The 26434-nt window shown below is 66.5% G+C and carries 32 protein-coding genes; 23 read left to right on the top strand and 9 right to left on the bottom strand.

Going from position 1 to position 26434, the window contains the following annotated elements; translation table 11 throughout:
• Positions 1-60: 60 nt before the first annotated feature.
• From IP69_RS19930 to ribB, 3 genes are all read left to right on the top strand, one after another.
• Positions 61-276 (top strand): ribbon-helix-helix protein, CopG family, encoded by a 216-nt coding sequence (locus IP69_RS19930; protein ID WP_054144568.1) that lies wholly within the window; start codon positions 61-63, stop codon positions 274-276.
• A complete protein-coding gene (locus IP69_RS19925) occupies positions 270-635 on the top strand; it encodes a type II toxin-antitoxin system VapC family toxin (RefSeq protein WP_054144567.1) in 366 nt (121 codons plus the stop codon). Before IP69_RS19930 ends, IP69_RS19925 begins: the two co-directional genes overlap by 7 nt.
• Before the next feature lie 104 nt (positions 636-739).
• Complete coding sequence (ribB, locus tag IP69_RS19920; RefSeq protein ID WP_082359488.1) at positions 740-2017, top strand: 3,4-dihydroxy-2-butanone-4-phosphate synthase; 1278 nt, start codon at positions 740-742, stop codon at positions 2015-2017.
• 1 nt (position 2018) lies between these two features.
• Here the strand turns inward: ribB and IP69_RS19915 are convergent, their stop codons facing one another.
• Positions 2019-2615, bottom strand: coding sequence for a histidine phosphatase family protein (locus IP69_RS19915; protein WP_054144566.1), 597 nt, complete (start codon positions 2613-2615; stop codon positions 2019-2021).
• Positions 2616-2768: 153 nt separating this feature from the next.
• On the opposite strand from IP69_RS19915, the gene folP reads away from it, so the two are divergent.
• Genes folP through folK form a run of 3 tightly spaced genes read left to right on the top strand, consistent with a single transcriptional unit; the run spans position 2769 to position 4490 of the window.
• The gene (gene folP / locus IP69_RS19910; protein ID WP_054144565.1) at positions 2769-3614 is read left to right on the top strand and encodes a dihydropteroate synthase; all 846 of its coding nucleotides are present in this window, start codon (positions 2769-2771) and stop codon (positions 3612-3614) included.
• A complete protein-coding gene (folB, locus tag IP69_RS19905; RefSeq protein WP_197279973.1) occupies positions 3611-3985 on the top strand; it encodes a dihydroneopterin aldolase in 375 nt (124 codons plus the stop codon). The genes folP and folB overlap by 4 nt, the downstream gene beginning before the upstream one ends.
• On the top strand, positions 3975-4490 hold the full coding sequence (gene folK / locus IP69_RS19900; RefSeq protein WP_156323569.1) for a 2-amino-4-hydroxy-6-hydroxymethyldihydropteridine diphosphokinase: 516 nt from the start codon (positions 3975-3977) through the stop codon (positions 4488-4490). Before folB ends, folK begins: the two co-directional genes overlap by 11 nt.
• Position 4491: 1 nt before the next feature.
• Here the strand turns inward: folK and fabI are convergent, their stop codons facing one another.
• The 3 genes from fabI to IP69_RS19885 all read right to left on the bottom strand — a co-directional run bounded on the left by fabI (position 4492) and on the right by IP69_RS19885 (position 6975).
• Positions 4492-5334, bottom strand: coding sequence for an enoyl-ACP reductase FabI (gene fabI / locus IP69_RS19895; RefSeq protein WP_054144563.1), 843 nt, complete (start codon positions 5332-5334; stop codon positions 4492-4494).
• Positions 5335-5453: 119 nt separating this feature from the next.
• Positions 5454-6380: a DnaJ C-terminal domain-containing protein gene (locus IP69_RS19890; RefSeq protein WP_054144562.1), complete on the bottom strand. Its 927-nt coding sequence runs from the start codon at positions 6378-6380 to the stop codon at positions 5454-5456.
• A gap of 133 nt (positions 6381-6513) precedes the next feature.
• Positions 6514-6975 carry an RT0821/Lpp0805 family surface protein gene (locus IP69_RS19885; RefSeq protein ID WP_054144561.1) on the bottom strand — a complete coding sequence of 154 codons (462 nt, stop codon included), beginning with the start codon at positions 6973-6975 and terminating at the stop codon, positions 6514-6516.
• A 129-nt stretch (positions 6976-7104) separates the two neighbouring features.
• Between IP69_RS19885 and pdxH the strand changes: the two genes are divergently transcribed.
• The 12 genes from pdxH (at position 7105) to IP69_RS19825 (ending at position 14462) form a co-directional block, all read left to right on the top strand.
• On the top strand, positions 7105-7719 hold the full coding sequence (pdxH, locus tag IP69_RS19880) for a pyridoxamine 5'-phosphate oxidase (protein WP_054144560.1): 615 nt from the start codon (positions 7105-7107) through the stop codon (positions 7717-7719).
• Between the two features lie 68 nt (positions 7720-7787).
• Positions 7788-8510 carry an SDR family oxidoreductase gene (locus IP69_RS19875; RefSeq protein WP_082359493.1) on the top strand — a complete coding sequence of 241 codons (723 nt, stop codon included), beginning with the start codon at positions 7788-7790 and terminating at the stop codon, positions 8508-8510.
• On the top strand, positions 8491-9009 hold the full coding sequence (locus tag IP69_RS19870) for an NUDIX domain-containing protein (RefSeq protein WP_349236307.1): 519 nt from the start codon (positions 8491-8493) through the stop codon (positions 9007-9009). Before IP69_RS19875 ends, IP69_RS19870 begins: the two co-directional genes overlap by 20 nt.
• On the top strand, positions 9006-9473 hold the full coding sequence (locus tag IP69_RS19865) for a TIGR02301 family protein (RefSeq protein WP_248306910.1): 468 nt from the start codon (positions 9006-9008) through the stop codon (positions 9471-9473). The genes IP69_RS19870 and IP69_RS19865 overlap by 4 nt, the downstream gene beginning before the upstream one ends.
• Before the next feature lie 215 nt (positions 9474-9688).
• Positions 9689-9958, top strand: a complete 270-nt coding sequence (locus tag IP69_RS19860) for a hypothetical protein (RefSeq protein ID WP_349236306.1) — start codon at positions 9689-9691, stop codon at positions 9956-9958.
• A 157-nt stretch (positions 9959-10115) separates the two neighbouring features.
• Positions 10116-10403, top strand: a complete 288-nt coding sequence (locus IP69_RS19855) for a GNAT family N-acetyltransferase (protein WP_054144557.1) — start codon at positions 10116-10118, stop codon at positions 10401-10403.
• 88 nt (positions 10404-10491) lie between these two features.
• Positions 10492-10743 carry a hypothetical protein gene (locus IP69_RS19850; protein ID WP_054144590.1) on the top strand — a complete coding sequence of 84 codons (252 nt, stop codon included), beginning with the start codon at positions 10492-10494 and terminating at the stop codon, positions 10741-10743.
• A 207-nt stretch (positions 10744-10950) separates the two neighbouring features.
• Positions 10951-11820, top strand: coding sequence for a hypothetical protein (locus IP69_RS19845; protein WP_054144556.1), 870 nt, complete (start codon positions 10951-10953; stop codon positions 11818-11820).
• Positions 11821-11969: 149 nt separating this feature from the next.
• Positions 11970-13265, top strand: coding sequence for a bifunctional sulfur transferase/dioxygenase Blh (gene blh, locus IP69_RS19840; protein ID WP_054144555.1), 1296 nt, complete (start codon positions 11970-11972; stop codon positions 13263-13265).
• The gene (bigR, locus tag IP69_RS19835) at positions 13265-13612 is read left to right on the top strand and encodes a sulfite-sensing transcriptional repressor BigR (RefSeq protein WP_054144554.1); all 348 of its coding nucleotides are present in this window, start codon (positions 13265-13267) and stop codon (positions 13610-13612) included. The genes blh and bigR overlap by 1 nt, the downstream gene beginning before the upstream one ends.
• The gene (locus IP69_RS19830) at positions 13609-14016 is read left to right on the top strand and encodes a YeeE/YedE family protein (RefSeq protein ID WP_054144553.1); all 408 of its coding nucleotides are present in this window, start codon (positions 13609-13611) and stop codon (positions 14014-14016) included. The genes bigR and IP69_RS19830 overlap by 4 nt, the downstream gene beginning before the upstream one ends.
• Positions 14013-14462, top strand: a complete 450-nt coding sequence (locus IP69_RS19825; RefSeq protein ID WP_054144552.1) for a YeeE/YedE family protein — start codon at positions 14013-14015, stop codon at positions 14460-14462. Before IP69_RS19830 ends, IP69_RS19825 begins: the two co-directional genes overlap by 4 nt.
• A gap of 12 nt (positions 14463-14474) precedes the next feature.
• Here the strand turns inward: IP69_RS19825 and IP69_RS19820 are convergent, their stop codons facing one another.
• Positions 14475-15290, bottom strand: coding sequence for a DUF1365 domain-containing protein (locus IP69_RS19820; RefSeq protein WP_054144551.1), 816 nt, complete (start codon positions 15288-15290; stop codon positions 14475-14477).
• Positions 15287-16639 carry an NAD(P)/FAD-dependent oxidoreductase gene (locus tag IP69_RS19815; protein ID WP_054144550.1) on the bottom strand — a complete coding sequence of 451 codons (1353 nt, stop codon included), beginning with the start codon at positions 16637-16639 and terminating at the stop codon, positions 15287-15289. Before IP69_RS19815 ends, IP69_RS19820 begins: the two co-directional genes overlap by 4 nt.
• A gap of 257 nt (positions 16640-16896) precedes the next feature.
• On the opposite strand from IP69_RS19815, the gene IP69_RS19810 reads away from it, so the two are divergent.
• The 4 genes from IP69_RS19810 to IP69_RS19795 are packed head-to-tail and all read left to right on the top strand — an operon-like array spanning position 16897 to position 19904.
• On the top strand, positions 16897-17436 hold the full coding sequence (locus IP69_RS19810; RefSeq protein WP_054144549.1) for a sigma-70 family RNA polymerase sigma factor: 540 nt from the start codon (positions 16897-16899) through the stop codon (positions 17434-17436).
• Positions 17433-18065 carry a ChrR family anti-sigma-E factor gene (locus IP69_RS19805; protein WP_054144548.1) on the top strand — a complete coding sequence of 211 codons (633 nt, stop codon included), beginning with the start codon at positions 17433-17435 and terminating at the stop codon, positions 18063-18065. Before IP69_RS19810 ends, IP69_RS19805 begins: the two co-directional genes overlap by 4 nt.
• Complete coding sequence (locus IP69_RS19800) at positions 18062-18874, top strand: DUF1295 domain-containing protein (protein WP_054144547.1); 813 nt, start codon at positions 18062-18064, stop codon at positions 18872-18874. The genes IP69_RS19805 and IP69_RS19800 overlap by 4 nt, the downstream gene beginning before the upstream one ends.
• Positions 18875-18878: 4 nt before the next feature.
• Complete coding sequence (locus IP69_RS19795) at positions 18879-19904, top strand: cyclopropane-fatty-acyl-phospholipid synthase family protein (protein ID WP_054144546.1); 1026 nt, start codon at positions 18879-18881, stop codon at positions 19902-19904.
• A gap of 13 nt (positions 19905-19917) precedes the next feature.
• Here IP69_RS19795 and IP69_RS19790 read toward each other — a convergent pair whose 3' ends face one another.
• On the bottom strand, positions 19918-20331 hold the full coding sequence (locus IP69_RS19790; protein WP_054144545.1) for a DUF2177 family protein: 414 nt from the start codon (positions 20329-20331) through the stop codon (positions 19918-19920).
• Positions 20332-20642: 311 nt separating this feature from the next.
• Between IP69_RS19790 and IP69_RS19785 the strand changes: the two genes are divergently transcribed.
• Positions 20643-21806, top strand: a complete 1164-nt coding sequence (locus IP69_RS19785; protein WP_248306909.1) for a cyclopropane-fatty-acyl-phospholipid synthase family protein — start codon at positions 20643-20645, stop codon at positions 21804-21806.
• Between the two features lie 21 nt (positions 21807-21827).
• On the opposite strand, the gene IP69_RS19780 is transcribed toward IP69_RS19785, so the two are convergent.
• Together IP69_RS19780 and IP69_RS19775 are read right to left on the bottom strand one after the other, a co-directional pair.
• Positions 21828-22682, bottom strand: a complete 855-nt coding sequence (locus IP69_RS19780; RefSeq protein ID WP_054144589.1) for an alpha/beta hydrolase — start codon at positions 22680-22682, stop codon at positions 21828-21830.
• 86 nt (positions 22683-22768) lie between these two features.
• On the bottom strand, positions 22769-26341 hold the full coding sequence (locus IP69_RS19775) for a PAS domain S-box protein (protein WP_082359486.1): 3573 nt from the start codon (positions 26339-26341) through the stop codon (positions 22769-22771).
• Between the last annotated feature and the right edge of the window lie 93 nt (positions 26342-26434).

The raw sequence follows: 26434 nt of genomic DNA, 5'->3' as shown, positions 1-26434 counted from the left end.
TTGTGCCCGTGACTACGTTTTGCTATATGATATACATAGGCCATAGCATTGGAGTGTGGCATGCGAGCCCTGATCGATATGAGTGATGCTCAAGTCGAAGCGCTCGACGCCATTGCCAAACGATTGCAGCAGTCCCGCGCTGCCCTGATCAGGGCTGCGATCGATGATTATCTCGACCGCCATCATCGTGAACAGGTCGAGGACGGCTTTGGCCTGTGGGGTCGGCGCAAGGTCGATGGACTGGCTTATCAGGAGAAAGCCCGTCGCGAATGGTAGGCGCGCTGTTCGACACCAATATCCTCATCGACCATTTGAATGCCGTCCCGCAGGCCCGCGAGGAAATCGAGCGCTTCGAAAACCGGGCCGTCAGCATCATCACGTGGATGGAGGTGATGGTCGGGGCGGATGCCGATCTGGTCGAGCCCACCCGGCGTTTCCTCGAAGGTTTTCGGGTCATCGCGCTTGACGAAGCAATCGCCATTCGCGCGGTGGCATTGCGGCGGACCCATCGCATCAAGCTGCCTGACGCGGTGATCTGGGCTACAGCGCAGACAGCGGGGCGTCTGCTCGTGACCCGCAACACTAAAGATTTTTCGACCGACGATCCGGGGATACGGGCACCCTATGTCTTGTAGCGAGCGTGAGGCCTGAAGGGCGCAGTTAGCGGTGCCATTCAGTTTCGCTGAAAGACGTGAACTTCTTCATTGTAACTGAAGAGGTTCGGCATTAGCTTCTCGTCATGAAGCTCGACGCCTGGCTCACGCAAAACAAGATCGGCCGCAGCGCGTTCGCGCGGCAGGTCGGCCTGTCGCCCGCCAGCGTCACGGCGCTCTGCAACGACCAGACTGCGTGGATCTCGCGCGAAAGCGCCGAGCGCATCGCCGCTGCCACCGGCGGCTCCGTCACCCCCAATGATTTCCTCGGCCTTGTCGGGCCGCGCGAGGCCAGCATGCCGAACAATGTCACCGCCACCATCGAAGCCTTTGCCCGTGGCGAGATCGTCATCGTCACCGATGACGACGATCGCGAGAACGAGGGCGATCTGATCGTCGCTGCCTCGCTCTGCACGCCGGAGAAGATGGCCTTCATCATCCGCAACACCTGCGGGATCGTCTGCGCGCCGCTGACTTCGTCCGAGGCGCGGCGGCTGCGGCTCGACCCGATGGTGTCGTCCAACGACGCGCCGCTGGGCACCGCCTTCACCATCACCGTCGACGTCAAGCACGGGCTGACCACCGGCATCTCGGCGGAGCAGCGCTGCAACACGGTCCGCGCGCTCGCCAATGGCAATATGGGCGCCACCGATTTCGTGCGGCCGGGCCATGTCTTCCCGCTGATCGCCAAGGATGGCGGCGTGTTGATGCGCTCCGGGCATACGGAGGCCGCCGTCGATCTGTGCAAGCTCGCCGATCTGCCGCAGGTCGGTGTCATCTGTGAACTTGCCAATGATGACGGCACGGTGATGAAGGGCGCGCAGATCACGGCGTTTGCCCAGAAGCATGGCCTCAGGCAGATCACGGTCGCCGATCTGATCGCGCATCGCCAGTCCCGCGAGAAGTTGGTGGAGCGGGTGCATTCCTTCCCGGTCAAGACTGCCTTCGGCGAGCTGACCGGCCATGTTTATGTGACCCCCTTCGACGACACGCAGCACTTCGCTTTCGTCTCGGGCAAGATCGGCGATGGTGAGAAAATCCCCGCGCGGCTGCATCGTGCCGATGTCGTCGCCGACGTGCTTGGAGGTGCGGTCGCGATCCAGTCCGTGCTGAAGCGCTTCGAGACCGACGGGCGCGGCGTGCTGATCTATCTGCGCGATGGTGCGGCCGGCGTGCCGATCAAGAGCGTCGAGGAGGGGTCGGACGCGCAGCGCTCGCAGCAATGGCGCGAGGTTGGGCTCGGCGCGCAGATCCTGCGCGATCTCGGGGTTCGCTCGATCGTCAACCTCGCCTCGTCGCCGCGCTCCTTCGTGGGGTTGAGCGGGTTCGGGATCGAGATCGCGGACACGCAGCCACTGGCGTGAGCTACACCCAGTCGGCCTGGCTGCCGGTGACGGTCAGGATCTTACCCTGCCAGATCTCGACCATCGAGGCCTTTTGCGGGGAGACCGCGCCAACGAGAGCCAGCACGGCACGCGCGACCCCGCCATGGCTGACGATGACGGTCTCGCGGGTGAGCTCTTCCAGAACCGGCCGGATGCGCTGCGCAAGCATGGCGTAGCTTTCGCCGCCGGGCGGCACGAAGCTCCATTTGTCACGCTCCCGCAATTGCGCCTGCTCGCGCTCGGCCTTGCGGATGTCACGCCAGGTGAAGCCCTCCCAGGAGCCGAAGGTGAGCTCCTTGAGGCGGTCGTCGAGGCGATAGGCGCCAGGCGACAGCTCTAGCGTCGCGCGCAGAATATCCATGGTTTCGCGGGCGCGTTGCATCGGCGAGCCGATATAGTCGAGCGTGGCGAAGTCGGGCGCCAGGGTTCGCAGCCGCCCGGCGGCCTCGGCAGCCTGGCTGCGGCCGAGTGCGTTGAGGGGGATGTCCTGCCCGCCCTGGAGGCGGCCCTCGCGATTCCAGTCTGTCTCGCCATGGCGGACGAGGATGAGCCGGTGCGGGAGCGTGAGCTTGTCCATGGCCCGGCTTCTGCACGCTGGCGGGCGCGACGTCAAAGCGTTGCGCCGGATCGGGGCCATGCGTCGCAACCATGGCCGCGACCTGTCGTTTCCATTGGCCTGTCGGGGAGAGGCGGTCTATAGGCCGCACTCCGCCCTTCCGGATGATCCTTCATGCCGCCGGCTCTGACCTTGCCCGATGGTCGCAGGCTCGCCCTCGACGCCGCACCCCTGCTGATGGGGATCGTCAACATCACGCCCGATTCCTTCTCCGACGGGGGCATGCTGACCAATGCGGAGCAGGCGATCTCGCATGGTGTGCGGCTTGCGGCGGAAGAGGCCGCCATCATCGATATCGGCGGCGAATCGACCAGGCCGGGTCACGCCCCTCTGGCGGCCGCGACCGAACTGGCGCGGGTTCTGCCGGTGATCGAGGGCCTGCGCCAGCGGATCCGGACGCCTCTGTCGATCGACACCTGGAAGGCGGAGGTGGCGGAAGCCGCACTGGTGGCGGGTGCCTCCATCGTCAACGATGTCTGGGGCGCGCAGCGCGATCCCGCGATCGCCGATGTTGCCGCACGGCATGGCGCGCCGATCGTGCTGATGCACAACCGCGAGACCACCGACCCCACGCTCGACATCCTGTCCGACGTGCTGCGCTTTCTCGAGCGGTCGATCGCGATCGCCTTGGAAGCCGGCGTGCCGCGCGCGCAGATTGTCGTCGATCCCGGGATCGGGCTGTTCGGCAAGACGCCGGAGCAATCCCTGCTGCTGATCCGCCAGTTGGCGAAGCTCAAGGAACTCGGCTGCCCGATCCTGCTCGGGGCCTCGCGCAAATCGGTGATCGGCGTCGTCACCGGCCAGAGCGTGCCGGCCGACCGTGTTGCCGGCAGCGTCGCGGCCCATCTCTATGGCGCTACGCAAGGCGCCGCCATCATTCGCGCCCATGACGTTGCCGCGCATGCGCAGGCGTTCAAGGTCTGGGTCGCCCTGTCACAGCCTTCGGAGCCCCGCGCGTGAGCGAAACCGGCATCATCCTGATCGAGAAGCTCGACATCTACGCCTATCACGGCTTCTTTTCGGAAGAGGAGCGGCTGGGCCAGCGCTTTGTCCTCGATCTCGCATTGGAGGTCGATCTGCGCGCGTCCGCCATCAGCGATGCGCTGGCCGACACGGTGAATTACGGCAAGGTCGTCGCTGTCGTCACCGAGGTTTTCACCACGAGCCGCTTCAACCTGCTCGAAGCGGCTGCGCGCGCGGTGGCGCTCGCCGTGCTCGACGGTTTTCCGCCGGTCACCCGCATCGAGGTGACCTTGCGCAAGCCCGCCCCGCCGATCCACGCCACGCTCGCCAGCGTCGGCATCACGCTGAGCTATCGGCGTGAGGGTTGAGGCGGCGCTGGGCCTCGGCGGCAATCTGGGCGATCCCGTCGCGGCTTTCGCACACGCACTGACGCGGCTCGCGCAGCATCCCGCCATCTTCGCCGTCCGCCCGTCCAGCGTCTATCGCACGGCACCCTGGGGCAAGCTCGACCAGCCGGAGTTCCTCAACATGGCGGTGCTGGTCGAGACGGAGCTGCCGGCGCGGGCGCTGCTCGATCTGTGCCTCGATCTCGAACGCGAGGGCGGGCGCGAGCGGCGGGAGCGCTGGGGGCCGCGCACGCTCGACATCGACATCCTGACCTATGGCCGCGAGATGATCGATGAGCCGGGACTGCAGGTGCCCCATCCGCGCATCGCGGAGCGCGCCTTCGTGCTCGCACCGCTGGCGGAGATCGCGCCTGGGATGGTGATTGGAGAGAGGACTGTCTCGACTTCGCTCGACGCCGTCAGAAACGAAACGATCCGCCGCGACAGTGTCGCGACGGACCGGCTGAACGCGAAGCTGACAGGCTAGCTCACTCGCCCTTGTCGAGCGTGATATCCGGCGCGGTCGGCACCTTCATGCCGACGACATGATAGCCGGCATCGACATGCAGGATCTCGCCGGTGATGCCGCGCGACATGTCGGAGACGAGGAACACGGCGGTCTCGCCGACCTCCTCGATCGTCACGGTGCGGCGCAGCGGCGAATTGTATTCGTTCCAGCGCAGGATGTAGCGGAAATCGCCGATGCCGGAGGCGGCCAGCGTCTTGATGGGCCCGGCCGAGATCGCGTTGACGCGGATCTTCGAGGGGCCGAGATCGGCGGCGAGATATTGCACACTCGATTCCAGCGCGGCCTTGGCGACGCCCATGACGTTGTAATGCGGCATCCACTTCTCGGCGCCGTAATAGGTCAGGGTCAGCATGGAGCCGCCATCGGTCATCAGCTTCTCGGCGCGCTGGGTGACGGCGGTGAAGGAGTAGCAGGAGATCAGCAGCGACTTGGTGAAGTTGGCTTCGGTCGTCTCGACATAGCGGCCGGTCAGCTCGTCCTTGTCGGAGAAGGCGATGCAGTGAACGACGAAGTCGAGCTTGCCCCAGAGCGTCTCGACCTCTGCGAAGACGGCGTCGATCGTGGCGGGATCGGTGACATCGCAATGGCCGACGACATGGCCGCCGAGTTCCTTCGCCAATGGCTCGACACGCTTCTTCAGCGCATCCCCCTGATAGGTGAAGGCGAGTTCGGCGCCGGCTTCGGCCGCGGCCTTGGCGATGCCCCAGGCGATCGAGCGGTTGTTGGCGACGCCCATGACGAGGCCCCGCTTGCCCTTGAGAAGATTGGCGGTGGGCCGGGCGGCGGCAGTGGAATCAGGCATTTGGGACCCGCGAACTGGATAAAGTCGACGGGTCTCTTAGAACAGGATGGCGCAAAGGGGAAACCGGATTTCAGCGACCGTCCACCCAAGCGCCCCCGTCAGCCGTTTCACAGCCGGGGCTATTCCACGCGCGCCTTCATCAATGCTGTGAGGTCGGCGTCGCTTTCGGGCATCTCGATGTCGATGGCAACGAACAGGTCGCCGACCGCGCCGGCCTCGCCCTTCAACCCCTTTCCGCGCAGACGGAAGGACCGGGTCGTGCCCGTCAGCGGCGGGATCTTCATCTCCACGGTGCCGGTCAGCGTCGGGACATGGATCGGCCCGCCCAGCACCGCCTGGGCGAGCGGGACGGTGACGCGCGTGCGCAGATCATTGCCTTCGGTGACGAAGCGCGAATCCCGCTTGACCTTGATCGTCATCAGCACGTCGCCGGTCTGGCCCGAATGCGGGTCGGTCTGGCCGAGACCACGCAGGCGCATCACCTTGCCGTCCGTGACGCCCTCGGGAATCGTGACCTCGACCTCGCGCCCGCCCGGCAGCCTGACGCGTCGCGTCGCACCGGAGACCGCCTGGGCCAGCGTCACCTCCAGCGTAAAGCTCTGCTCGGGCGGCTTGTGCGCCTCGGGGCGGGCCTGGCCCTGGCGCCGAGCGGCCTCGCCGAAGAGCGAGCCGAAGATGTCGGCGGGATCGAAACCAGCGCCCGCACCCGCGCCGGCTCCCGCGCCAAAGGGATGGCCCCGGCCGCCCTGGCCGAAATTGTATTCGAAGCCGCCGGCCCGGCCGCCGCGACCGGCGCCCATGCCCTCGAAGCCCTGGAACTTGGGCTTGCCTTCGCCATCGATCTGGCCGGCGTCGAACTGCTTGCGCTTGGCGCCGTCACTGAGGATCTCATAGGCGCCGTTCAGTTCCGAAAACCGGTCCTGCGCCTTGGGATCGTCCTGGTTGCGGTCAGGATGCAGATCCTTGGCGCGGCGGCGATAGGCCTTCTTGATCTCCGCCTCGCTCGCCGTGCGGGCGACACCCAGAATCTGATATGGGTCGCGCATTCATGAACCCCATTGGCACTGCTGAAGAGCCGATCCCGGCGCAAGGCACAGGCCGACCCTGGTCTCAAAGCCTATCTGGGAACGGTGTGGCCTGAACGCAACAGCTGTGGCGCATCATAGCCAACTCTTCTTGTCAGGTCGTGCCCTTCCAGGGCTCGATGTCCTTGACCAGCCAGTCTCCCCCCGACGGCCGGCAGGCGGTTCCCTGCAGCTTAGCGGGTTTCGTCTGCGTCTGCACGCTGGCTATGAAGGCGCGACAGATCTCGTCTGAGCGCAGGAATGGGCCGCCGACGGGGATGAAGGAGCCTTTCACGCCGCTTTGCGGGTTGTCCCAGGAGACGGCGGCGCCATTGCCCTGCGGGTCGAGCGCCACCGCCATGGCGCCATCGGCCCGGCGCATATCCTCGGGGCCGAGTTCTGAGGAGAGCGAGGCCAGCGCGCCGGGCTTGGCCGGGCCGCGCGCCGGCAGCACCGACGAGGTCGTGGCGACATCGTCTTCGGCCTTGCTGGACAGGCCCAGAATCGGGAACGACACCGAACAACCGGCACAGAACAGGGCCATGGCAGCAGCGCCCGCGATCGCAATCGCGCGCATGGCGGCACCGCGCCGCGGAAGGCTTTGGAACGCTGACGTCCCTGTCCTATATAGTCGTGCTGTCTTGACCAAGTTCACCGCTCGCGCTCGCCCAAACGCAACACCCCAAATTCTTTGAGGATTAGACACGTGGAACGGTTAACGAGCGGTGACTTCACGCAAGAGCAGGACCCCTTCGCGCTGTTTGCAGCCTGGTTCGAGGAGGCCAAAAAGAGCGAGCCGAACGACCCCAATGGGATGGCCTTGTCCACGGTCGATGCGCAGGGCATGCCCAACAGCCGCATGGTGCTGCTGAACGGGCGCGACGGCGAGGATTTCGTCTTCTACACCAACACTCAGAGCCAGAAGGGCGAGGAGTTGCTCGGCCAGCCCAAGGCGGCGGCGCTGTTCCACTGGAAAAGCCTGCGCCGCCAGATCCGCATCCGGGGACATGTGTCTGTGGTCAGCGACGAGATGGCCGATGCCTATTTCCAGTCGCGCCCGCGCGACAGCCGGATCGGCGCCTGGGCATCGCAGCAGTCGCGCCCGCTGGAGAGCCGCTTCGCGCTCGAAAAGGCGGTCGCGTTCCAGGCCGCCAAATTCGGCATCGGCACGATCCCGCGTCCGCCGCACTGGACCGGTTTCCGGATCAGCCCGGTCTATATGGAGTTCTGGAGGGACGGCGCGTTTCGCCTGCATGACCGCGTCGTCTTCAGCCGCCCTGGCGTCGGCGAGCCCTGGGCGCGTGCCCGCCTTTATCCTTGAGGATCGATAGCCCGATGGCGATGCCGAAATTCGACTTTCCCAAGACTGAAGCCGGCAAGCGGCCGGTGATGCTGCTGACCGGGGCCAGCCGCGGCATCGGGCATGCCACGGTGATGCAGTTCGCGATGGCGGGCTGGCGGATCCTGTCCTGCTCGCGCCAGGCCTTCTCCGACAAATGCCCCTGGCCCTCCGGGGCCGACGATCATGTCCAGATCGATCTCGGCGATCCCGAAGACACGATGCGCGGCATCGCCGAGATCAAGCGCCGGCTGGCGGCCGAGGGCGGCAAGCTCAACGCGCTGGTCAACAATGCCGGCATTTCGCCCAAGGGCCCCAAGGGCGCGCGGCTTGGCGCGGCCACGACATCCTTCAACGACTGGCACAAGGTCTTCCAGGTCAATTTCTTCGCGCCGATCATGCTGGCGCGGGGCCTGCTCGATGAGTTGACAGCCGCCAAGGGGGCGATCGTCAACGTCACCTCGATCGCCGGCTCGCGCGTTCACCCTTTCGCAGGCGCGGCCTATGCGACCTCGAAAGCGGCGCTGGCCAGCCTGACGCGGGAGATGGCCTCAGATTTCGGGCCGCTCGGGATCAGGGTCAATTCGATCTCGCCGGGCGAGATCGACACCGCCATCCTGTCGCCGGGCACCGAGAAGATCGTCGCCACCCTGCCTCTGGGGCGGCTGGGGCGCACCGAGGAGGTGGCGCGCGCGATCCATTTCCTCTGCACGGATGCGTCGAGCTACGTCACCGGGGCGGAGTTGCACATCAATGGCGGCCAGCACGTATGAGGCGGGGCGCGCTGACATGAGCGAGGACGGCGCGCAGGTCATCCGCTTTCCGGCCGCGGGCAAGGCGCCTGCGCGCCCGGTGCTGGCTGCCTCCGTCGCGGTCTTCCGCGATGGCAAGGTGCTGCTGGCGACGCGCACCAAGCCCCCTGCCGACCGGCTCTGGTCGCTGCCCGGCGGCAAGGTCGAGGCCGGCGAGACGCTGGAAGAGGCGGCGCTGCGCGAATTGGAGGAAGAGGTCGGGGTGCGCGCGCGCATCATCGGCTTCAACCGCCATGTCGAGATCTTCGGCCGCGACGGGCTGGGCGCTGTCAGCCACCACTTCGTCGTGGCGTCCTTCGTCGGCGAATGGGTTTCCGGCGAGCCGCAGCCGGGGCCTGAGGCCGGGGCCGTGATGTGGGCCGATCCGCTCAAGCTCGGTGGCCTGCCGACAACCCGCGAACTCGCCGAGGTGCTGCGCCGGGCGCAGCGGATCCGGATCGAGGCCGGGGAGGGCGCATGAGCCGGGCGGCGCCTGGCATGGTGATCGGCGTGCTGCTGGTCGGAGTGCTGCTTGGCCTGCTCGCGGTGTTCATCGGCGCACCGATTGGCACCGCGCTTGCGCAGTCGCGCCCGCCTGCCACGACCAAGCCGTCCGAGCCCGTGCCGGCCCCGGAGCCGCCGCCGCCGCCCTACGAGCCGCAACTGCTGAAGCTCGCCGAGATCATGGGCTCGCTGGCCTATCTGCGGACGCTGTGCGGAGGCAAGGAGGCGCAGGATTGGCGCGACCGCATGGGCGCGCTGGTTGAGGCGGAGGGTCGCACGCCGTTGCGGCGCGAACGCCTGACGAGCGCGTATAACCGTGGCTTTCGCGCTTATTCGCTGACGCATCGCGCCTGCACGGACGGCAGTCAGGAGGCCTCGACGCGGCTGGCGGGCGAGGGCGAGCGCCTGGCGCGATCGCTTGCCGGGCGCTATGGCGGATAGGTGACAGACATCGCTTAACCGCAGCTTCGCTGGCGAATTGCGCCGTCGCGTTAACCTTTCCGAAAGGGGGCGGTAGCGTCCCGCTCTGGCACGGCCTATGACAGAGATGACGACAATCGTTGCGAAGCAGGCCTGAATTGGCGTGATTCGCATCACATAAGCCTTCTACGCGCGACAACAAGCCGATCAAAACAAGCCGCAGAGTCCTCGCCTTCATGTCCATTCTTTCCGACGATATGCCGCTGGATCTGGTTTCGGCCGAGGACAGCCACGACGCGCGTCGCGTCGCCTATGGCTATGTCGAGGACGCGTTCACTGAAGCGCAGCAGGACGGGCTGGACAGCGATGCGCTTGCGCATGCCGCGCTGTTTGCCGCCTTCCGCGCATTGGTCGAGACCTATGGCGAGGAAGCGACCGCTGTTTTCGCCGCAGGTCTGGCCGAGAAGGTTCGCACCGGCGCGTTCAGTAGCGGCACTCGGCACTGATCGACGCAGGATCCGCGTTCGCCGCGTCATCCCCGCGTTGTCTACTGATCATGCATTGGTGCCTGGAACTCTGGGGCGGGGCCTCGGTTGAGCGTGTTCGCGCCACGTGGCCGGCTTCGGATGACCGGTCATCGATGCGGATAGGAGCTTGGGTGCGATGAGGGATGGTGTCGGGCCGGTGGTCGAGAATACGGCAGCCAGCCGGTTCGAGATGGCGTTCCCCGGTGGGCTCGCTTTCGCGAGTTTCCGGCGGGACGGGGATCGTCTGATCGTCACGCATACGGAAGTTCCCGCCGCCTTCGGCGGCCAGGGACTGGGCTCGCTGCTGGTCGAGGGCTTGTTTGAGAATGCCCGGGCGCGTGGATTGCGAATCGTGCCGGCCTGCTCTTTCGTCGCCGACTGGGCGCGCCGCCATCCCAATTTCGCCGACGTCCTCGCTCGCTGAAGCCCATCCTCGTCGCTCCCATGTCGGAATTTCGCCCGTGACCGATCCGCAGCAGGAACTGCGTGCCGCCTTCAAGCGGCTTGAGCGCATGCTGCCAGGGCGGCTCGCCTCGACTTTGCGCTGGCTGCGCCATCCGGCCTCGCGCTGGGCCCGGCTGCCCGCCGGCATCCTGCTGATCTTCGGCGGTATCTTCTCCTTCCTGCCGGTCCTGGGCGTCTGGATGCTGCCGCTCGGGCTGATGCTGATCGCGTCCGACGTGCCCTTCCTGCAACGCCCGATGGCGCGGTTCACGATGTGGATCATCGATCGCATCGAGGGCTGGCAGCGGCGTCGCCGCTGACCGGTGCCAGGCCGCCACCCGCGCCGGCCTCGTCAAACACGCCGCAGCGCGCGGAACATCTGACCTGCCCCTGAGGTTAAAGCCGCATTCGCGCCGCGGCGCATTTCTCTATGGGGGCTGTCATGAGCAGTATCATTTATCTCGTTGGTCTCGTCGTGGTCGTTCTGGCCATCCTGTCGTTCCTTGGTCTCCGGTAAGGGTATCGCCATGTCGCTCGGCACATCCGACGTCGTCGTCTCCCCGCCCGGTTCCGATACCAAGTCGGGCTCCTATCTCGAATGGAGCCCGATCTTCGGCGGGGCTGTCCTATCCGTCGCCATCTCGACAATCATGGCTGCCTTCGGCTCGGCTATCGGTCTGTCGCTGGTGTCCGCCGATACCTCGCGCTCGACGAGCATGACGGTTCTGGCCATTGCGGCCGCTCTCTGGGCGCTGTGGATCACCGTTTCGGCCTGCGGCGCGGGCGGCTATCTTGCCGGCCGGATGCGCAAGCCGATGCTTGATTCCAGCTCGAGTGAGCGCGGCGTTCGCGACGGGGCCCATGGCCTGGTTGTCTGGGCCGTCGGCGCTTTGCTGGTGGCCTTCATCACCTCCTCCTCGATCATGGGCGCGGCGCGCACGGCTGCTTCGGGTGCAGCCGCCGTTGCCGGCGGCGCCAGCACGCTGATCAGCCAGCAGGCCGATCCGCTGGCTTCGGCGCTGGATGGCATGATGCGTTCGACCGGCACCGAGCCGGTGACGCAGGGCGAGCGCGAGGAGGCCTCGCGCATTCTCGTCCGCAGCCTGGCCAATGGCAGCCTCGATCCGGCTGATCGCGGGTACATTGCCTCGCGGATGGCCACGCGGATGAACGTGCCGCAGGCCGAGGCCGAGAAGCGCATCGACGAGGCCTATGCCCGCCTGATCCAGGCGCGCGATGCGGCCCGCGAAGCCGCCGAAAAGGCGCGCCGCACGGCCGTGATCGTGGCCTTCCTGACGGCAGCCGTCCTGCTGGTCGGTGCCGCCGCAGCCTATATGGCCGCCATGCTCGGTGGTCAGCATCGCGACGAGGAAATCGACATCTTCGCGCGTCGCTGAGCGTCGTTGCCAGGATCGATATTGAGAGGGCGCCTTCGGGTGCCCTCTTTTTTGCGTCGACACTGTCGCGATCGCAGCCATCGGCCATCTGCCTCTTGTGTCATAATGCAATCTATCTATATATATAATTATAGATTGGAGAATGGCAGATGAACATCGTCACGATCACCGATGGCCTGGCGGTCGCAGGCCAGTTGAATCCGGACGCCTTTGCGGGCTTTGCAAAAGAGGGCTTCGCAACGCTGGTGAATGTCCGGCCCGATGGCGAGGAGTTGGACCAGCCCGGCCATGCCGCCGAAAGTGCGGCCGCCGAGCGCGCGGGGCTGGCCTATCATTTCGTACCCGTGACGGGAGCAGGCATCACAACCGCCGATGTTCGCGCCTTCCAGAGGGCGATGGCGGAGAGCAAGGGCCCGGTGCTGGCGCATTGCCGCAGCGGACTGCGCGCCGTGACGCTGTTTGTGCTGGGCGAGGTTTTGGCCGGCCGGATGAAGCGCGGCGATGTGGAATCCTTCGGCCGCAGCCATGGCTTCGATCTGTCCGGTGCAGGGACCTGGCTGGACGGCGAGGCCGGGCGGCTGGCCAAGGTCGAGGCCTTCTACGAACCAGGCAGCGGCTCGCTCCAGTATGTCGTCAGCGATCCGGCGACGCGGCGCTGCGCGATCATCGACCCGGTCCTGGATTTCGATGAGAAATCCGGCTCGACCGGCACGTCCAGCGCCGATGCGATGCTGGCCTATATCGCGCGCGAGGGTCTGACGGTCGACTGGGTCCTCGATACCCATCCCCATGCCGACCATCTGTCCGCTGCCGATTACCTGGCCGGCAAGACCGGGGCGCCGCGGGCGATCGGCGCGCAGGTCACCGCCGTCCAGACGTTGTGGAAGGAAATCTACAACTGGCCCGCGCTGCAGACCGACGGCTCGCAATGGGACCGGCTCTTCGCGGACGGCGATCGTTTCAGCATCGGTTCGCTCGAAGGGCGGGTGATGTTTTCGCCCGGCCATACCCTGGCCTCGGTGACCTATGTCATCGGCGACGCCGCCTTCGTCCACGACACGCTGTTCGTGCCCGATTCAGGCACGGCGCGGGCCGATTTTCCCGGCGGCAGCGCCCGGGCGTTGTGGGCCTCGATCCAGGCCATCCTCGCCCTGCCGGATGCGATGCGCCTGTTCACCGGCCATGACTACCGCCCCGAGGGCCGCAACGCGAAATGGGAGAGCACCGTCGGCGAGCAGAAGACGGCCAACGCGCATGTCGTGGGCATCGACGAGGCAGGCTTCGTCGCACTGCGCGAGGCGCGCGACAGGACGTTGCCGATGCCGAAGCTCATCCTGCACGCGCTCCAGGTCAACATCCGCGGCGGGCGGCTGCCAGAACCCGAGGCGAACGGGCGGCGCTATCTCAAGATTCCGCTCAATGCGCTCGAAGGGGCGGTGTGGTGATGGCGAAGGAGCAGACTGCATCGCCGCAATCGGCGGCGATGTCGCCGGCGGAGATGGAGGCCCGTGCCGTCGAGGTCGCCGGCCTGCTCAAGACGCTGGCGCATCCCGGCCGGCTGATGCTCGCGTGCACGCTGGCGCAGGGGGAATATGCCGTCGGCGCGCTCGAGGAGAAACTCGGCATCCGCCAGCCGAGCCTGTCGCAGCAGCTCGGGGTTCTGCGGGACGCCGGCATCGTCGAGACGCGGCGCGAAGCCCAGCAGATCTTCTACCGACTGACCGAAGCGAAGGCGGCCCGGCTGATCGAGGCGCTCTACGCGATTTTCTGCACTGAGGAGGAGCGGCCATGACCGCCTATTGGCCTTCGCTTTTCGGCGGCATGCTGCTGGGCGTTTCCGCCATGATCCTGCTGCTCGTCAACGGCCGCATTGCTGGCATCAGCGGCATCGTCGGGCGCCTGCTCGGCGGACAGCAGGTCGTCACCAACGCGGCCTTCGTCATCGGCCTGGTGCTGGGGCCGCTGATCTATGCGGCGGCGTTCGGCGCGCTGCCGGACGTGACGATCGCCGCATCCTGGCCGGTCCTCGTCCTGGCCGGGCTGCTCGTGGGTGTCGGGACGCGCATGGGCTCGGGCTGCACCTCGGGCCACGGCATTCTCGGGCTGGCGCGGTTTTCGCCCCGATCGATGGCTGCCACCGCGACCTTCCTTGCCGCCGGTGTCGCCACCGCCACGATTTTGGGGTTCTTCCGATGAATGCGCTCAATCTGGCCCGGTTGGGGGTGACGCTTCTGGCGGGAGCCCTGTTCGGCTTCGGCCTGTCGCTGTCGGGCATGCTGGATCCCGCCCGTGTCATCGGATTCCTGGATGTCGCCAGTGGCGCCTGGGACCCGAGCCTGATGTTCGTGCTCGGCGGGGCGGTGGCGGTCGCCATCCCAGGCGTGATGCTGCAACGCCGGCTCGCCCGGCCGGTGCTGGAGGAGACATTCCACATGCCGCAAGCCACAGTGATCGACCGACCGCTCCTGCTCGGGGCGGCCCTGTTCGGCATCGGCTGGGGCGTGGCGGGGCTTTGCCCGGGGCCCGCGGTTTCGGCCTTGTCGCTGGGGTTGATGCCGGTCTTCGTCTTCGTCGCGGCGATGGCGGCCGGCATGCTGCTGCATGACGGGCCGTTGAAGAGACTGCGCGCGCCTCGCTCCTGACCGGCCGTACGCTCAGCCGCGCGGCGTGGAGACGATCTCCGCGTCGGGCGGGTCCAACGGGCGGCCTTGCGTGACGCTATGCGCCGGTGGCGCGGGATGGGCGAAGAAGGGGATGCGCTTCGCCAGCAGACGAATCGCATGCCAGTGGATCGCGAACGTCACTTTCAGCGTCAGCAGCGGATGGGTGGCGATCAGGCTCAGCAGCGTCGCATCCGAGATCTCGCGGCGCTGGCCGCTCATCGTCGCCGTGATCAGAAGGCCAGCATCGTCGGAGCCCTCGATCGCGACCGAGACGCGCGGACCCGGCGGCACGACATGGAACTTGTAGTGCATGTCGAGCCCCATGAAGGGCGAGACGTGGAAGCTCTTCGCGGCTTCCTGCGCAACCTGCCCGCCCACCACGGGGGCGGCTGCGACATAGCTGTGCGTCTCGCCGAAGGTGTTGTGGACCTCATAGACGATCGCCAGCAGTTCGCCGTCGCGGCGGTGGCAGAACCAGGTGGTCAGCGGGTTGAAGGCGTAGCCGAGGATGCGCGGCATCGTCAGGACCCGGATGGGCCCACCATCGGGCTCGAGCCCGGCGCCGGCCAGGATCGCCTCGATCTGCGGCCGCAGCGGGCTGCCGGTCCTGTCGCCGAAATCGCCGTCGCGGAAGGCGTAGAGGTTGAACCGATTGCGCGAAAACCAGCGCAGCCTGCCGGAAAGCGCGTCGATCTCATCCAGATCGAGCAGCATCCAGAAAACACGGTAGGCCAGCGCATGCGCGCGTGGACGCGTTCGCCTGTGCCAGACGCGGCCGACATAGAGCGTGGAGGCCGGCGCGATCACGCAGCGCTTTCCAGCGGGGTTTGCAGCCGCGTCCTGACGATGCGACCGGAATCGTTCTGCACGTCCCAGGGCCGGCGGACGCCGCCGAGATCCTCGGCCACGGCGAGCCCGGCCTGCAGGCCATCCTCATGGAAGCCCGCGCCGAAATGAGCGCCGCAGAACCAGGTGTTGCGCTGCCCCTGCAACGACCACAGCCGAGCCTGCGCCGCCAGAGCCGGACCGTCGAAGATTGGGTGATCATACATCTCCTCGCGCAGCACGCTCTCCGGCCGCGGAGCCTGAGGCGGGTTGAGCGTTACGAAGAGCGGCTTCTCCGAAGACAGGCCCTGCAGCCGGTTCATCCAGTAGGTGACGGCGCAGGGTGCGTCCGGCACGGCCCGGTCGCCAAGATGGTTCCAACTCGCCCAGGCGGTTTTGCGCCTGGGCATCAGTGCGGGATCGGTGTGGAGGATGGTGCGGTTGGCGCTGTAGCGGAAGGCGCCCAGCAGCGCGGACTCCTCGGTGGATGGCTGTGCCAGCAGGGCCAGCGCCTGGTCGGCATGGGTGGCGATCACGACATGGTCGAAATGCTGCACAGTGCCGGCCGTATCCTCGACCTCGACCGCGCCGCCTGCGCGGTGGATGCGACGAACGGCCCGGCCGATCGCGAGTTCGCCCGTGAAAGCGTCTTTCAGCCTGGCGACATAGCTGCGGCTGCCGCCGACGATCGTGCGCCAAACCGGCCGGTTGGTTAGTTTCAGCAGGCCGTGATTGTGATGGAAGCGGATGAAGGCGATCGCCGGATAGGCCAGGATTTCGGAGCAGGGGGCCGACCAGATCGCCGCCGCCATCGGCAGCAGATGATCCTCGCGGAAGGCCCGGCCATAGCGCCCGGCGTCGAGATAGTCGCCCAGAGACTGGCCGCTTTCCGCCAGGGTCTCGGCATCGCGCGAGGCCTGCGCGTAGAAGCGGCGCAGATCGCTCAGCATCGACCAGAAGCGCGGGTTCAGCAGGTTGAGGCGCTGGGCGAACAGGCCCCACAGGCTGGTGCCGCTGTATTCAAGCGCGCCGTCATCGAGCGAGACGGCAAAGGACATTTCGGTGGCCTTGGTCTCGACGCCGAGATGGGCCATCAGCGCGGTGAAGTTGGGATAGGTCGCCTCATTATAGACGATGAAGCCGGTATCCACCGCGATGTCGGGCCCCGCCGCCTGCGGCACCAGCGCCGTGTTGGCATGCCCGCCGAGCCGTGATTCACTTTCAAACAACGTGACGTCGTGGTTTTGTGACAGGAGCCAGGCGGATGACAGGCCGGAGATGCCGGAGCCGACGACCGCGATCCTGAGACGCTTGTGAAACGAACCGTGCATGAACAAGCCTTATGTCTCAGGTTAGTCAAAGGTTACGCCGGGCCTTCCCTTTCGGTTCAGTCGATCCGGCGATAGGGTGCCGGTCGGCTTGAAGCGCGCGGGGTTTCGTTGCGTGCGATGGCCTGCGATGGTCCCTGCCATCTGATCCAGACGCGGACAGCCTGCGTAAAGCAGGAATGTTTGCAACGCCCGAAACAGGACTCACGAGACGGACCCCGGTCAACGCCGGGGTGCGGAGAGGTTCGAACACCGTTCCCATGGATGCAGACGCCCTTGTCCAGGCCATCGCGTCTTCCGCAGACCGGCAAGCCTTTGCACGCCTGTTCGACCATTTCGCGCCACGCGTGAAGGGTCTGCTGATGCGCGGCGGCACGCCGGCGGATCTGGCGGAGGAACTGGCTCAGGAAACCCTGATGACGGTCTGGCGCAAGGCGGCGCTGTTTGACCCGACCAAGGCCGGCGCCGGCACCTGGATCGCGACGATCGCGCGCAATCTGCGGATCGACCATGCCCGGCGCGAGAAACGCGTGCGGCTGTCCAGGGTGTTCGAGATCCTCGAGGAGGAGAGCCCCGAGCAGCCCGATCAGGTCGTTTCGGGTTCGGAGCGGGATGCAAGGGTGCGCGACGCCCTGACCAGCCTCTCCAAGGACCAGTACAAGGTCGTAGAACTCGCCTTTCTCGAAGGGTTCAGCCACCAGGACGTCGCCACAAGGTTGTCGATCCCGTTGGGTACGGTGAAGTCCCGGTTGCGGCTGGCCATGGCGCATCTGCGACGGCATTTGGAGGATCTGCGATGAACGCCCGGCAATTCGCGTCGGACGAGACTTTGGCCGGCTTCGCCTCGGGCCGGCTCGACGAGGGCATGGCGCTCGTCGTCGCCGCGCATGTCGAGATGAACCGGGATAGCGCCCGGGCGCTGCGCGAGATCGAGGCGATCGGCGGCGGCGTGCTGGCGCGCGGCGAGGCCGTGCCCATGCTGACCTCCGCCGAGGATGCGCTGGCGCGGATCGAGGAGACTGCGGATATCGCCGCCGCCCCGTCCCAGCCGCCGCGCGACGGCGGGCTACCGCGCGTGCTGGCGCCCTATGAGCTCGGCAAATGGCGCCCGATCGGGCGTGGCGTGGCGATGCGGCGGGTGCATGTCCCCGGCGCGGAGGCGCGGGTCTTCATGCTGCGCGCGGCGCCCGGCACCTGGCTGCCGGAGCATCGCCACACCGGGAACGAATGGACCACGATCCTGTCGGGTGCCTATGAGCACGAATATGGCCGGTTTGGTCGCGGCGATTTCGACGAGGCGAACGAGGACCACGAGCACCACCCCCATGTCGACGCCGTCGAAGGCTGCACCTGCATCGTCGCGCTGACCGGCGAGGTGCGCTTCAAGGGCTGGCTCGGGCGGATGCTGCAGCCGCTGGTGAGGCTGTGACGGGGACCGCCTTCGTGCTGGCGCTCGCTGCGGTTGCTGCCCTGATGGCGACCGCGATGACGACGGCCTGGCTGGTCGAGCGGCGGACGGGCAATTCCGGCTGGATCGACGCGATCTGGACTTTCGGGCTCGGCGCGACCGGGATCATCGGCGCGCTTCTGCCTTTCGGCGAGGGGCCATGGTCGCGCCGGTTGCTGGTCGCGGCGCTGGCTGCGGCCTGGGCGCTGCGGCTCGGGCTGCATGTTGCCTCGCGCACGCGCGGCATTTCGGACGACCCGCGCTATGCCAAACTCAAGCGCGACTGGGGGGCCGATAAGGACCGCCAGATGTTCCGCTTCATGATGATGCAGGCCCTGGCGAGCTCGCCGCTCGCGATTGCGATCGTGCTGGCGGCCCATAATCCGGCGCCGACGCTCGGTTTTCAGGACCTCCTCGGTGTGCTGGTGTTCTTGATCGGCGTCGGTGGCGGAGCGGTCGCCGACCGGCAGCTGCGCGCTTTCGCGCAGGATCCCGCCAGCAAGGGCAAAGTCTGCGATACGGGTCTGTGGGCCTGGTCGCGCCATCCGAACTACTTCTTCGAATGCGTTTTGTGGTGTGCCTACCCGGTCATCGCGATGGCGGCCGCGGGCTATCCGTTCGGCTTCGTCGCCGTGCTGGCGCCTGTGTGCATCACGCTGCTCTTGACGAAAATCTCGGGCATTCCGCCGCTGGAGGAGCATATGGTCGCCAAGCATGGCGAGGCCTATCGTGCCTATCAGCGCCGCACGAGCGCACTTGTGCCCTGGCCGCCGACCGCGCGGGGAGCCTGACCATATGAGTTTTCTGGACAATCTCGGCGCCTGGGGCGAGCGTCTGCCCCTGCCCGATGTCGTGAGCCGGGCGGGCATCTCTGCGCTGGTCTCCCGCACGAACCGCCATCTGGAGAGAGGCGGCGCACGACCTGACGACGCCTTCATTCGGGAGATGGCGGACTATCCCATCGCCGAGCACACCGACGCTGCCAACCAGCAGCATTACGAAGTGCCGGCCGCCTTCTTCGAGGTTGTGCTGGGCGCGCGGCGGAAATACTCATCCTGCTACTACGAGACGCCCCACACCACGCTGGACCAGGCGGAGGTGAAGGCGCTGGAACTGACACTCGCCCATGCCGGGCTCGAGGACGGGCAGCGCATTCTCGAACTCGGCTGCGGCTGGGGCTCGCTGTCGCTGTTCATGGCGGAGCGGCTGCCGAGGGCGGAGATCGTGGCGGTGTCGAACTCGGCCTCGCAGCGCGCCTTCATCGAGGGGCAGGCCGCCGCGCGGGGGCTGGGCAATCTGCGCATCGTCACCGCTGACATGAACGCGTTTGCGTGCGAGGGCGGATTCGACCGTATCGTCTCGGTCGAGATGTTCGAGCATATGGCCAACTGGACGGAACTGCTGGGTCGGGCGCGCGGCTGGCTTAAGTCCCAGGGGCGGCTGTTCATGCATGTCTTCACGCATCGCAACGCCTGCTACCGCTTCGACGTGAACGACACATCCGACTGGATCGCGCAGCATTTCTTCACCGGCGGGCTGATGCCGAGCCGGCGGCTGATCCATGGCTTTCCGGCGCTGTTTGCGGTCGAGGACGAATGGCACTGGAGCGGCACGCATTACAGTCGCACGGCCGAGGACTGGCTGGTCAATTTCGACCGTAATCGCGCGGTGATCGACCCGATCCTCAAAGACGTCTACGGCGCCGATGCGGCCTTGTGGCGGCGGCGTTGGCGGCTGTTCTTCCTGGCGACCAGCGGTCTGTTCGGCCATGAATCAGGCGAAGCCTGGGGCGTCGGGCACTACCGGCTGCGGCCGGCCTGACGGTTTGGGGGGCTCAGAGCCAGCCCCAGCCTCTCATCGTCACCACACCCACATAGGCCGCAAGCGTCGAGGCGCCCGCGACGACGCCGCCATAGACCAGATCGGCGATCGTGATCTTGAGCGTCCAGGGGCGCAGCGTCGCGTAGTTTGTCAGGTCGTAGGTGCCATAGGCGAGCAGACCGAGGAGCGCGCCATCGCGGAAGGCTGCCATGGCCGAGCCGGCCTGCAGGGCCGGCATCAGCGCGAAATGGATCAAGAGCGCCGGGAAGGCGAAATAGAACAACAGTGCTGGGGCCCAGCGAATTTTTTCGAGAAGTACATGGCCGAGAGCCGGGCGATACAGAGCGCCGGCCATGACTGACAGCCAGATCACGTCGATGACGCCGAAGACGAGGAGAAAAACGAGATAACCCGCAATGAAAGTCATGACGCTCTCCGATCTGTTACTGGCAGATACGACCATTGCCGCCGGACGGATCGGTCGGCGGCGTCGGCATCGCCCCGCCGTGTAAATCTGTTTGCCTCGATGCAGCGTATGAATGTCCACTAACCCCGCCGGCGGAGGGGGGCGGCGACGTTCGGCGCCCTCAACCAACGTCGAGACCGGGGCTGCGTTCCAGCGGGATCGGTAAGGTGACCATGACGATGAGAGAGATGCAGCAGAAGCCCATCGATCATCCAGTCAAACCATCCTTGGATTGGAGCCTGGGCCTTTCGCGTGCGTTTCTGGCGAGGCTGATGGCGCGGCTCGCCCGCGGCACGCTCACCGTGGTGACGCCGGAGGGCGATGTGCTCGTGCAGCAGGGTCCCGCGGAAGGGCCCGAGGCGACGATCGTGCTCAAGCGCTGGCGTGCGATCCGGCGCCTTGTTCTCCAGAGCGATATCGGCTTTGCACGGGCCTATTGCGACGGCGATTTCAGCAGCCCCGACATGACGGCCGTGATCGAGCTCGCCGCCGTGAACGACCATACGCTGCGGGCGATGATCTCCGGCTCCTGGCCGGCGCGGATGATCACCCGGGCCCTGCATCTGGGCCGAGCGAACACCAAGCGCGGCAGCGCCCGCAACATCACCGCGCATTACGATCTCGGCAACGCCTTCTACGCCAAATGGCTCGACGAGAGCATGACCTATTCCTCTGCTCTCTTCACGCAACCGGGCCAGACGCTGGAGGAGGCGCAGGCCGCCAAGCTCGATCTTATCGTGGAGCGGCTGCAGCTGACCGGCGGCGAACGCGTGCTCGAGATCGGCTGCGGCTGGGGCGCGCTGGCGGAGCGGCTCGCCCGCGAGGGCTGCCATGTCACCGGCATCACGCTCTCGCCCTCGCAACTTGCCTATGCCCAGCAGCGTGTCGACGCGGCGGGGCTGTCGGGCCAGGTCGATCTGCGCCTGCAGGATTATCGCGACGTCACCGGACAGTTCGACCGCATCGTGTCCATCGAGATGATCGAGGCCGTCGGGCGCGAATTCTGGCCGAGCTATTTCTCGACCCTGCGCGACTGCCTGAAGCCCGATGGGCGGATCGTGCTGCAGGCGATCACGATCGAGGACAGCCGCTTTGCGTCCTATGCCAGCGGCGCGGACTTCATCCAGCACTATATCTTCCCGGGCGGGCTGTTGCCGTCGCCGACTGCGATGCGCGAGCAGATCGCCGCCGCGGGTTTGAGCCTGGCGGAGATGTTCAGCTTCGGCGACAGCTACGCGCTCACCCTGCAGGAATGGCGCCGCCGCTTCCTCGTGCAGTGGCAGACGATCGGGCCGTTGGGTTTTGACGAGCCGTTCCGCCGGATGTGGGAATTCTACCTCTGCTATTGCGAGGGCGGATTTCGCAGCGCCGCGACCGATGTCGGCCTGTTTGCGATCACGCTCGACAGCGCGCGCAGCGTTCCGGCCTCTCGCTGAGTCAGCGCCGCGCCGGCACGCTCAAGGGCGGCCGTTGCGGCTCTCGAAGAAGGCGATGATGTCGTCGAGGACCGGCGCCCGCCAGCTGAAAAGCGGGGTCAGCGCCAGAGCAGGCTCGGCATGTCCCAGGCCTTCATAGACCTCGACCGTGACCGGCGCACCGACCTGCCGCAGCCGGGCTGCGAGCGTCTGCGTGTTCTTCGGCAGGACGGTTCGGTCGGCGCTACCGGTGGCCAGCAGGATGGGCGGCGTGTCACGGCGCACGACGTTGATCGGCTGGGTCTGCGATAGGTTGCGGGCCTGGCCGAAGGCGGCCGTGGTGACGGCTCCTTCGAGCGGCAGGAAGTCGTAGGGACCAGACAGCCCGACTGCCGCGCGGATGCTGCGCGCACCGACGCCCGCTGTTGCGAGATAGCGCCGGTCGAGCGCCAGCATCATGGCGTTATAGGCGCCGGCCGAATGGCCGACGAGGTGGATGCGGCCGGGGTCTCCGCCGTAGTCGGTGATGGAGTCGGCCACGAAGCGCAAGGCCAGCGCGCCATCCTCGATGAAGACCGGGAACCGGACTTCTGGCACCAGGCGGTAATCGGCGATCACCGTGACATAGCCGCGTGCGGCGAATGCCTCCCCGACCAGCGCATAGGTGCCGCGAGAACCGCCCGACCAGGAGCCGCCATAGATGAAGAAGACCACCGGACGGTTCTGGCCGCCGCCGGGCGGGACATAGACGTCGAGCTTCTGCCGCGGGTGAGGGCCGAAGGCGAGATCGCGGGCGCCTTCGCCCCGTCCGGTCGAGGATAGCGAGGTGCAGGCGGGCAGCAGGCCCGCTCCGATCATTGTCAGGGCGGTGCGGCGCGACAGGTCAGGCAAAATCATCTGGAAGGGTTCCCGGTCCATCTGTGTCGGGAACGCGAGAAACAGGCTTCCGGACGCAAGAAGCGGGAATTAATCTTGAAGAGCTTTCAGCCCGCGTCGTCCGCCGAGGCCGTGACCTTCGCGATGGCGGCGGTCAGGTCTGCCGTTCTGTAGGGTTTGACGACGAGCGCCGTCCGCGTATTGGTCTGGGCGCCCTCGACGGTGGAATGGCCCGTCGCGTAGATCACCGGCAGGTCTGGCCGCGTCGCACGCGCCTTCTCGACCAGCACCGTGCCAGGCATGTCCGGCAAACCGACATCGGTCAGCAGGATGTCGACCCGATGCTTGTCGAAAAGGGCCAGCGCCTCCTTCGCGCTGCCGGCTTCGACGACCGCATGGCCAAGATCCTCCAGCATGTCGACCGTTGCCATGGCGATCAGCGCGTCATCCTCGCAGAGCAGGATGGTGAGCCTGCCGGTGTCGGCGGGGGCGGCCTGGGCGACGGGGACCGGGTCCTGCGAAGGCTCCTGCTGCTGGCGCTGGGCGCTATTGCCGAGCTGGTGGCGGACCTTGCGCGCCAATTGCTCCAGCGAATAGGGCTTGCTCAGGAGCTCGACGCCTTCATCGAGGCGGCCCTCGTGGACGATCGAGTTCTCGGTGTAGCCCGAGGTGAACAGCACACTGAGACCCGGCAACCGCTCGACCGCCTTGCGGGCAAGCTCGGTGCTCTTCATCGGGCCGGGCATGACCACATCGGTGAAGAGCAGATCGATGGGAATCCCGCTCTCGACGATGGCCAGCGCGGATTTCGCATCCGGTGCCTGCAGAACGCGGTAGCCGAGATCGGTCAGGGTCTCGATCACGGTCTCGCGCACGCCCTTGTCGTCCTCGGCAACCAGAATGGTTTCGGTGCCTCCGGCGATGGGGCCAGACTCATGGGAGACCAGTTCGTGCTCGGCCTCGGCGGAGCGCGGCAGGTAGAGGCGGATGGTCGTGCCTTCGCCGGGCTCGCTGTAGATCTTCACATGGCCGCCCGACTGCTTGACGAAGCCATAAACCATGGAGAGGCCCAGCCCCGTGCCCTTGCCCTCCGGCTTGGTGCTGAAAAAGGGTTCGAAGACCTTGTCGAGAATGTCAGGGGGGATGCCGGAGCCTGTGTCGGTGACGGCCAGCATGACATAGCGGCCGGGCACGACGTCGTGATGCTGGCGGGCATAGGCGCTGTCGAGCACGGCATTGCCGGCCTCGATCGTCAGCTTGCCGCTGCCCTCCATCGCATCGCGGGCGTTGATGGCAAGGTTGAGCAGCGCGTTCTCGACATTGCCGGGGTCGACCAGCGTGTTCCACAAGCCCCCCGCGACGACGCTTTCGATCTCGATCGTCTCGCCCAGCGCCCGCCGCAGCATCTCGTCCATGCCTCGGATGAGCTTGCCGAGATTGATGACCTTGGGCGCGAGCGGCTGGCGACGCCCGAAGGCGAGCAACTGCGAGGCGAGGCGGGAGCCGCGCGCGACGCCTTCCATCGCATTGTGGATGCGTCGCGACGCCGTGTCGTTGCCGGCGATGTCGCGCGACAACAGCTGGAGATTGCCGCTGACAACCTGAAGCAGGTTGTTGAAGTCATGGGCGACGCCGCCGGTGAGCTGGCCGATGGCTTCCATCTTCTGAGCCTGGCGCAATGCAGCCTCGCTGCTGGCGAGCGCGGCCGCGGCTTCGGTCTCGGCGGTGATGTCGCGCCCGAAGGCATAGATGGTTTCGCCGTCGGGCACGCTTGTCCAGGCGATGCGCCGCCGCCCCCCATCGCTGGTCAGAATGGCGCTTTCGGAGGTCACGATCGGTGCGCCCTCGGAGAGCCGCGTCAGCCTGGTGGCGGCGCCCGCGCGGTCCGCGGGCTCGACGAATTCGAGGATGTCGCGCCCGATCGTTTCCTGCGGCAGCCAGCCCAGGACCTTGCTCCAGGTCGGATTGACCGCGGTGATCGCGCCTGTGCGGGACGCTACGACTTTGAGAACGGGCGAGAGGTTCCAGATCCGGTCGCGGTCGCGCGTCGCCCGGCGCTCCTCGGTGATGTCGCGCCCGATCGCATGGATGCGTCCTGCATCGGGCACGGCTGTCCAGTCGAGCAGGCGATAGCCGCCTTCCTTGCAGCGATATCGATTCTCGAACGCCAGGGTGGTGGCGCCCTGCGCCAGCCGGCCGACCTCGGCCGCTGTTCTTGCGAGATCGTCTGGGTGGAGAAAATCCGCCAGCGTCTTGCCGATCATCTCGGCTTCGCTCCAGCCGAGAAGGCGCTGCGCGGACGGGTTCACGGCGGTGACGACGCCTGCGTAGTCGCAGACGAGCATCAACTCCTGCGACAGCGTCCAGAGCCGGTTGCGGTCCTTGGCGGTCTCGACCTCGGCGAGTTTCTGCTCGTGAATATCGGTGTTGGTGCCGATCCAGCGGATGATTTCGCCCGTCTCGGCACGGATCGGCAGTGCACGGACGAGATGCCAGCGGTCCTCGCCGGCGGCGTTGCGGATGCGAAATTCGGTCTGATAGCGTTCGCCGGAGACGAGTGCCGCCTGCCATTGCCGGCTGGCCTCGCTGCGGTCGTCGGGATGGACGATCTCCGTCCAGCGCGCGCCGAGCAGTTCCTGGGGCTCGCGGCCGCTATATTCGCTGATGCGCTCGTTGAACCAGTCGAGCAGGCCGTCGGGCGGCGCGGTCCAGACATGGTTGGGCATCGCCTGGGCGAAGGTGCGAAACTGCGCCTCGCTGGCGCGGATGGCCTCCTGGGCGGTGATGCGGTCGGTGACGTCGATGCCGTCGACGAAGATGCCGGTCACCTTGCCGGTGGCGTCGGCAATGGGCTGGAAGACGAAATCGACATAGCGGGTCTGCGGCGCGGTGCCCTCGCCGGATTGCAGAACGAAGCGGGCGCCTGCTGTTCGATAGGTCCGGCCGCTCGAAAACACCTCGTCGAGAATGCTGAGATAGCCCTGTTCGACGGCATCGGGCAGAGCTTCGGCAACCGGCTTCCCCATAACCTCGCGATGGCCGATCAACTGCTGATAGGCCTCGTTCACCAGGGTGAAGCGGTGTTCGGGGCCATCCAGCATCGCCATGAAGGAGGGCGCCTGCTCGTACATCTGCTGCAGCCGCAGGCGTTCATCGCGCAGCTGACGGTCGGCCACGACCTTTTCTGTGGTCTCGACCACGAAGGCGATCACGCCGAGCGGCGCTCCGTCACCACCGAGAAGGGGGGAGTAATCCAGGTTCATCCAGACCTGGGCCGGGCCGCCGCCACGGTTCAGAGTCAGCTCCTGATCCTTGTAGGAGAGGGTCTGGCCCTGCCGGAAAACCGTCCGCACGACATTGTCGTTGAAATCGGCGACCTCCGGCCAGCCTTCGCGCACATTCGACCCCAGCAGCCGGGGATGGCGCCCGCCGGCGAAGACCGAATAGGCGTCGTTGTAGATCATCACACCCGGCTCGCCCCACAGCGTCACGATGGGGACCGGCGATTGCAGCATCATGCCGACGATCGAACGGACCGTCTGCGGCCAGTGCTCGATCGCCCCCAGGCTGGTTGCGGACCAGTCGAAGGTGGCGATCAGGGCGGCGAGTTCGCTGTCGCCCTTCAGGAAATGTGGAGCCACTGCTGAAGGCGGAACCTGGGCTGGATCGGCTTCGGGCATGCAAGTCCGCTCTTCAGGGCCATCGCGCCGGATGGAGCCGGTCGAGAACTTCGTATGCACAGCGCAACCGAAGCAGGAGACTTCTAGAGCATA

Source organism: Allobosea sp. AAP35 (assembly GCF_001295925.1).
Lineage (GTDB): Bacteria > Pseudomonadota > Alphaproteobacteria > Rhizobiales > Beijerinckiaceae > Allobosea.
This window is presented reverse-complemented; position numbering and strand designations above follow the sequence as displayed.

Bases quoted from the DNA above. Each gene is read 5' to 3' on its own strand.
- IP69_RS19930 (WP_054144568.1), top strand. From the start codon at position 61: ATGCGAGCCCTGATCGATATGAGTGATGCTCAAGTCGAAGCGCTCGAC.
- IP69_RS19925 (WP_054144567.1), top strand. From the start codon at position 270: ATGGTAGGCGCGCTGTTCGACACCAATATCCTCATCGACCATTTGAAT.
- ribB (WP_082359488.1), top strand. From the start codon at position 740: ATGAAGCTCGACGCCTGGCTCACGCAAAACAAGATCGGCCGCAGCGCG.
- IP69_RS19915 (WP_054144566.1), bottom strand. From the start codon at position 2,615: ATGGACAAGCTCACGCTCCCGCACCGGCTCATCCTCGTCCGCCATGGC.
- folP (WP_054144565.1), top strand. From the start codon at position 2,769: ATGCCGCCGGCTCTGACCTTGCCCGATGGTCGCAGGCTCGCCCTCGAC.
- fabI (WP_054144563.1), bottom strand. From the start codon at position 5,334: ATGCCTGATTCCACTGCCGCCGCCCGGCCCACCGCCAATCTTCTCAAG.
- IP69_RS19890 (WP_054144562.1), bottom strand. From the start codon at position 6,380: ATGCGCGACCCATATCAGATTCTGGGTGTCGCCCGCACGGCGAGCGAG.
- IP69_RS19885 (WP_054144561.1), bottom strand. From the start codon at position 6,975: ATGCGCGCGATTGCGATCGCGGGCGCTGCTGCCATGGCCCTGTTCTGT.
- IP69_RS19875 (WP_082359493.1), top strand. From the start codon at position 7,788: ATGCTGCTGACCGGGGCCAGCCGCGGCATCGGGCATGCCACGGTGATG.
- IP69_RS19870 (WP_349236307.1), top strand. From the start codon at position 8,491: ATGGCGGCCAGCACGTATGAGGCGGGGCGCGCTGACATGAGCGAGGAC.
- IP69_RS19865 (WP_248306910.1), top strand. From the start codon at position 9,006: ATGAGCCGGGCGGCGCCTGGCATGGTGATCGGCGTGCTGCTGGTCGGA.
- IP69_RS19860 (WP_349236306.1), top strand. From the start codon at position 9,689: ATGTCCATTCTTTCCGACGATATGCCGCTGGATCTGGTTTCGGCCGAG.
- IP69_RS19855 (WP_054144557.1), top strand. From the start codon at position 10,116: ATGAGGGATGGTGTCGGGCCGGTGGTCGAGAATACGGCAGCCAGCCGG.
- IP69_RS19850 (WP_054144590.1), top strand. From the start codon at position 10,492: ATGCTGCCAGGGCGGCTCGCCTCGACTTTGCGCTGGCTGCGCCATCCG.
- IP69_RS19845 (WP_054144556.1), top strand. From the start codon at position 10,951: ATGTCGCTCGGCACATCCGACGTCGTCGTCTCCCCGCCCGGTTCCGAT.
- blh (WP_054144555.1), top strand. From the start codon at position 11,970: ATGAACATCGTCACGATCACCGATGGCCTGGCGGTCGCAGGCCAGTTG.
- bigR (WP_054144554.1), top strand. From the start codon at position 13,265: ATGGCGAAGGAGCAGACTGCATCGCCGCAATCGGCGGCGATGTCGCCG.
- IP69_RS19830 (WP_054144553.1), top strand. From the start codon at position 13,609: ATGACCGCCTATTGGCCTTCGCTTTTCGGCGGCATGCTGCTGGGCGTT.
- IP69_RS19825 (WP_054144552.1), top strand. From the start codon at position 14,013: ATGAATGCGCTCAATCTGGCCCGGTTGGGGGTGACGCTTCTGGCGGGA.
- IP69_RS19815 (WP_054144550.1), bottom strand. From the start codon at position 16,639: ATGCACGGTTCGTTTCACAAGCGTCTCAGGATCGCGGTCGTCGGCTCC.
- IP69_RS19810 (WP_054144549.1), top strand. From the start codon at position 16,897: ATGGATGCAGACGCCCTTGTCCAGGCCATCGCGTCTTCCGCAGACCGG.
- IP69_RS19805 (WP_054144548.1), top strand. From the start codon at position 17,433: ATGAACGCCCGGCAATTCGCGTCGGACGAGACTTTGGCCGGCTTCGCC.
- IP69_RS19795 (WP_054144546.1), top strand. From the start codon at position 18,879: ATGAGTTTTCTGGACAATCTCGGCGCCTGGGGCGAGCGTCTGCCCCTG.
- IP69_RS19790 (WP_054144545.1), bottom strand. From the start codon at position 20,331: ATGACTTTCATTGCGGGTTATCTCGTTTTTCTCCTCGTCTTCGGCGTC.
- IP69_RS19785 (WP_248306909.1), top strand. From the start codon at position 20,643: ATGGCGCGGCTCGCCCGCGGCACGCTCACCGTGGTGACGCCGGAGGGC.
- IP69_RS19780 (WP_054144589.1), bottom strand. From the start codon at position 22,682: ATGATTTTGCCTGACCTGTCGCGCCGCACCGCCCTGACAATGATCGGA.
- IP69_RS19775 (WP_082359486.1), bottom strand. From the start codon at position 26,341: ATGCCCGAAGCCGATCCAGCCCAGGTTCCGCCTTCAGCAGTGGCTCCA.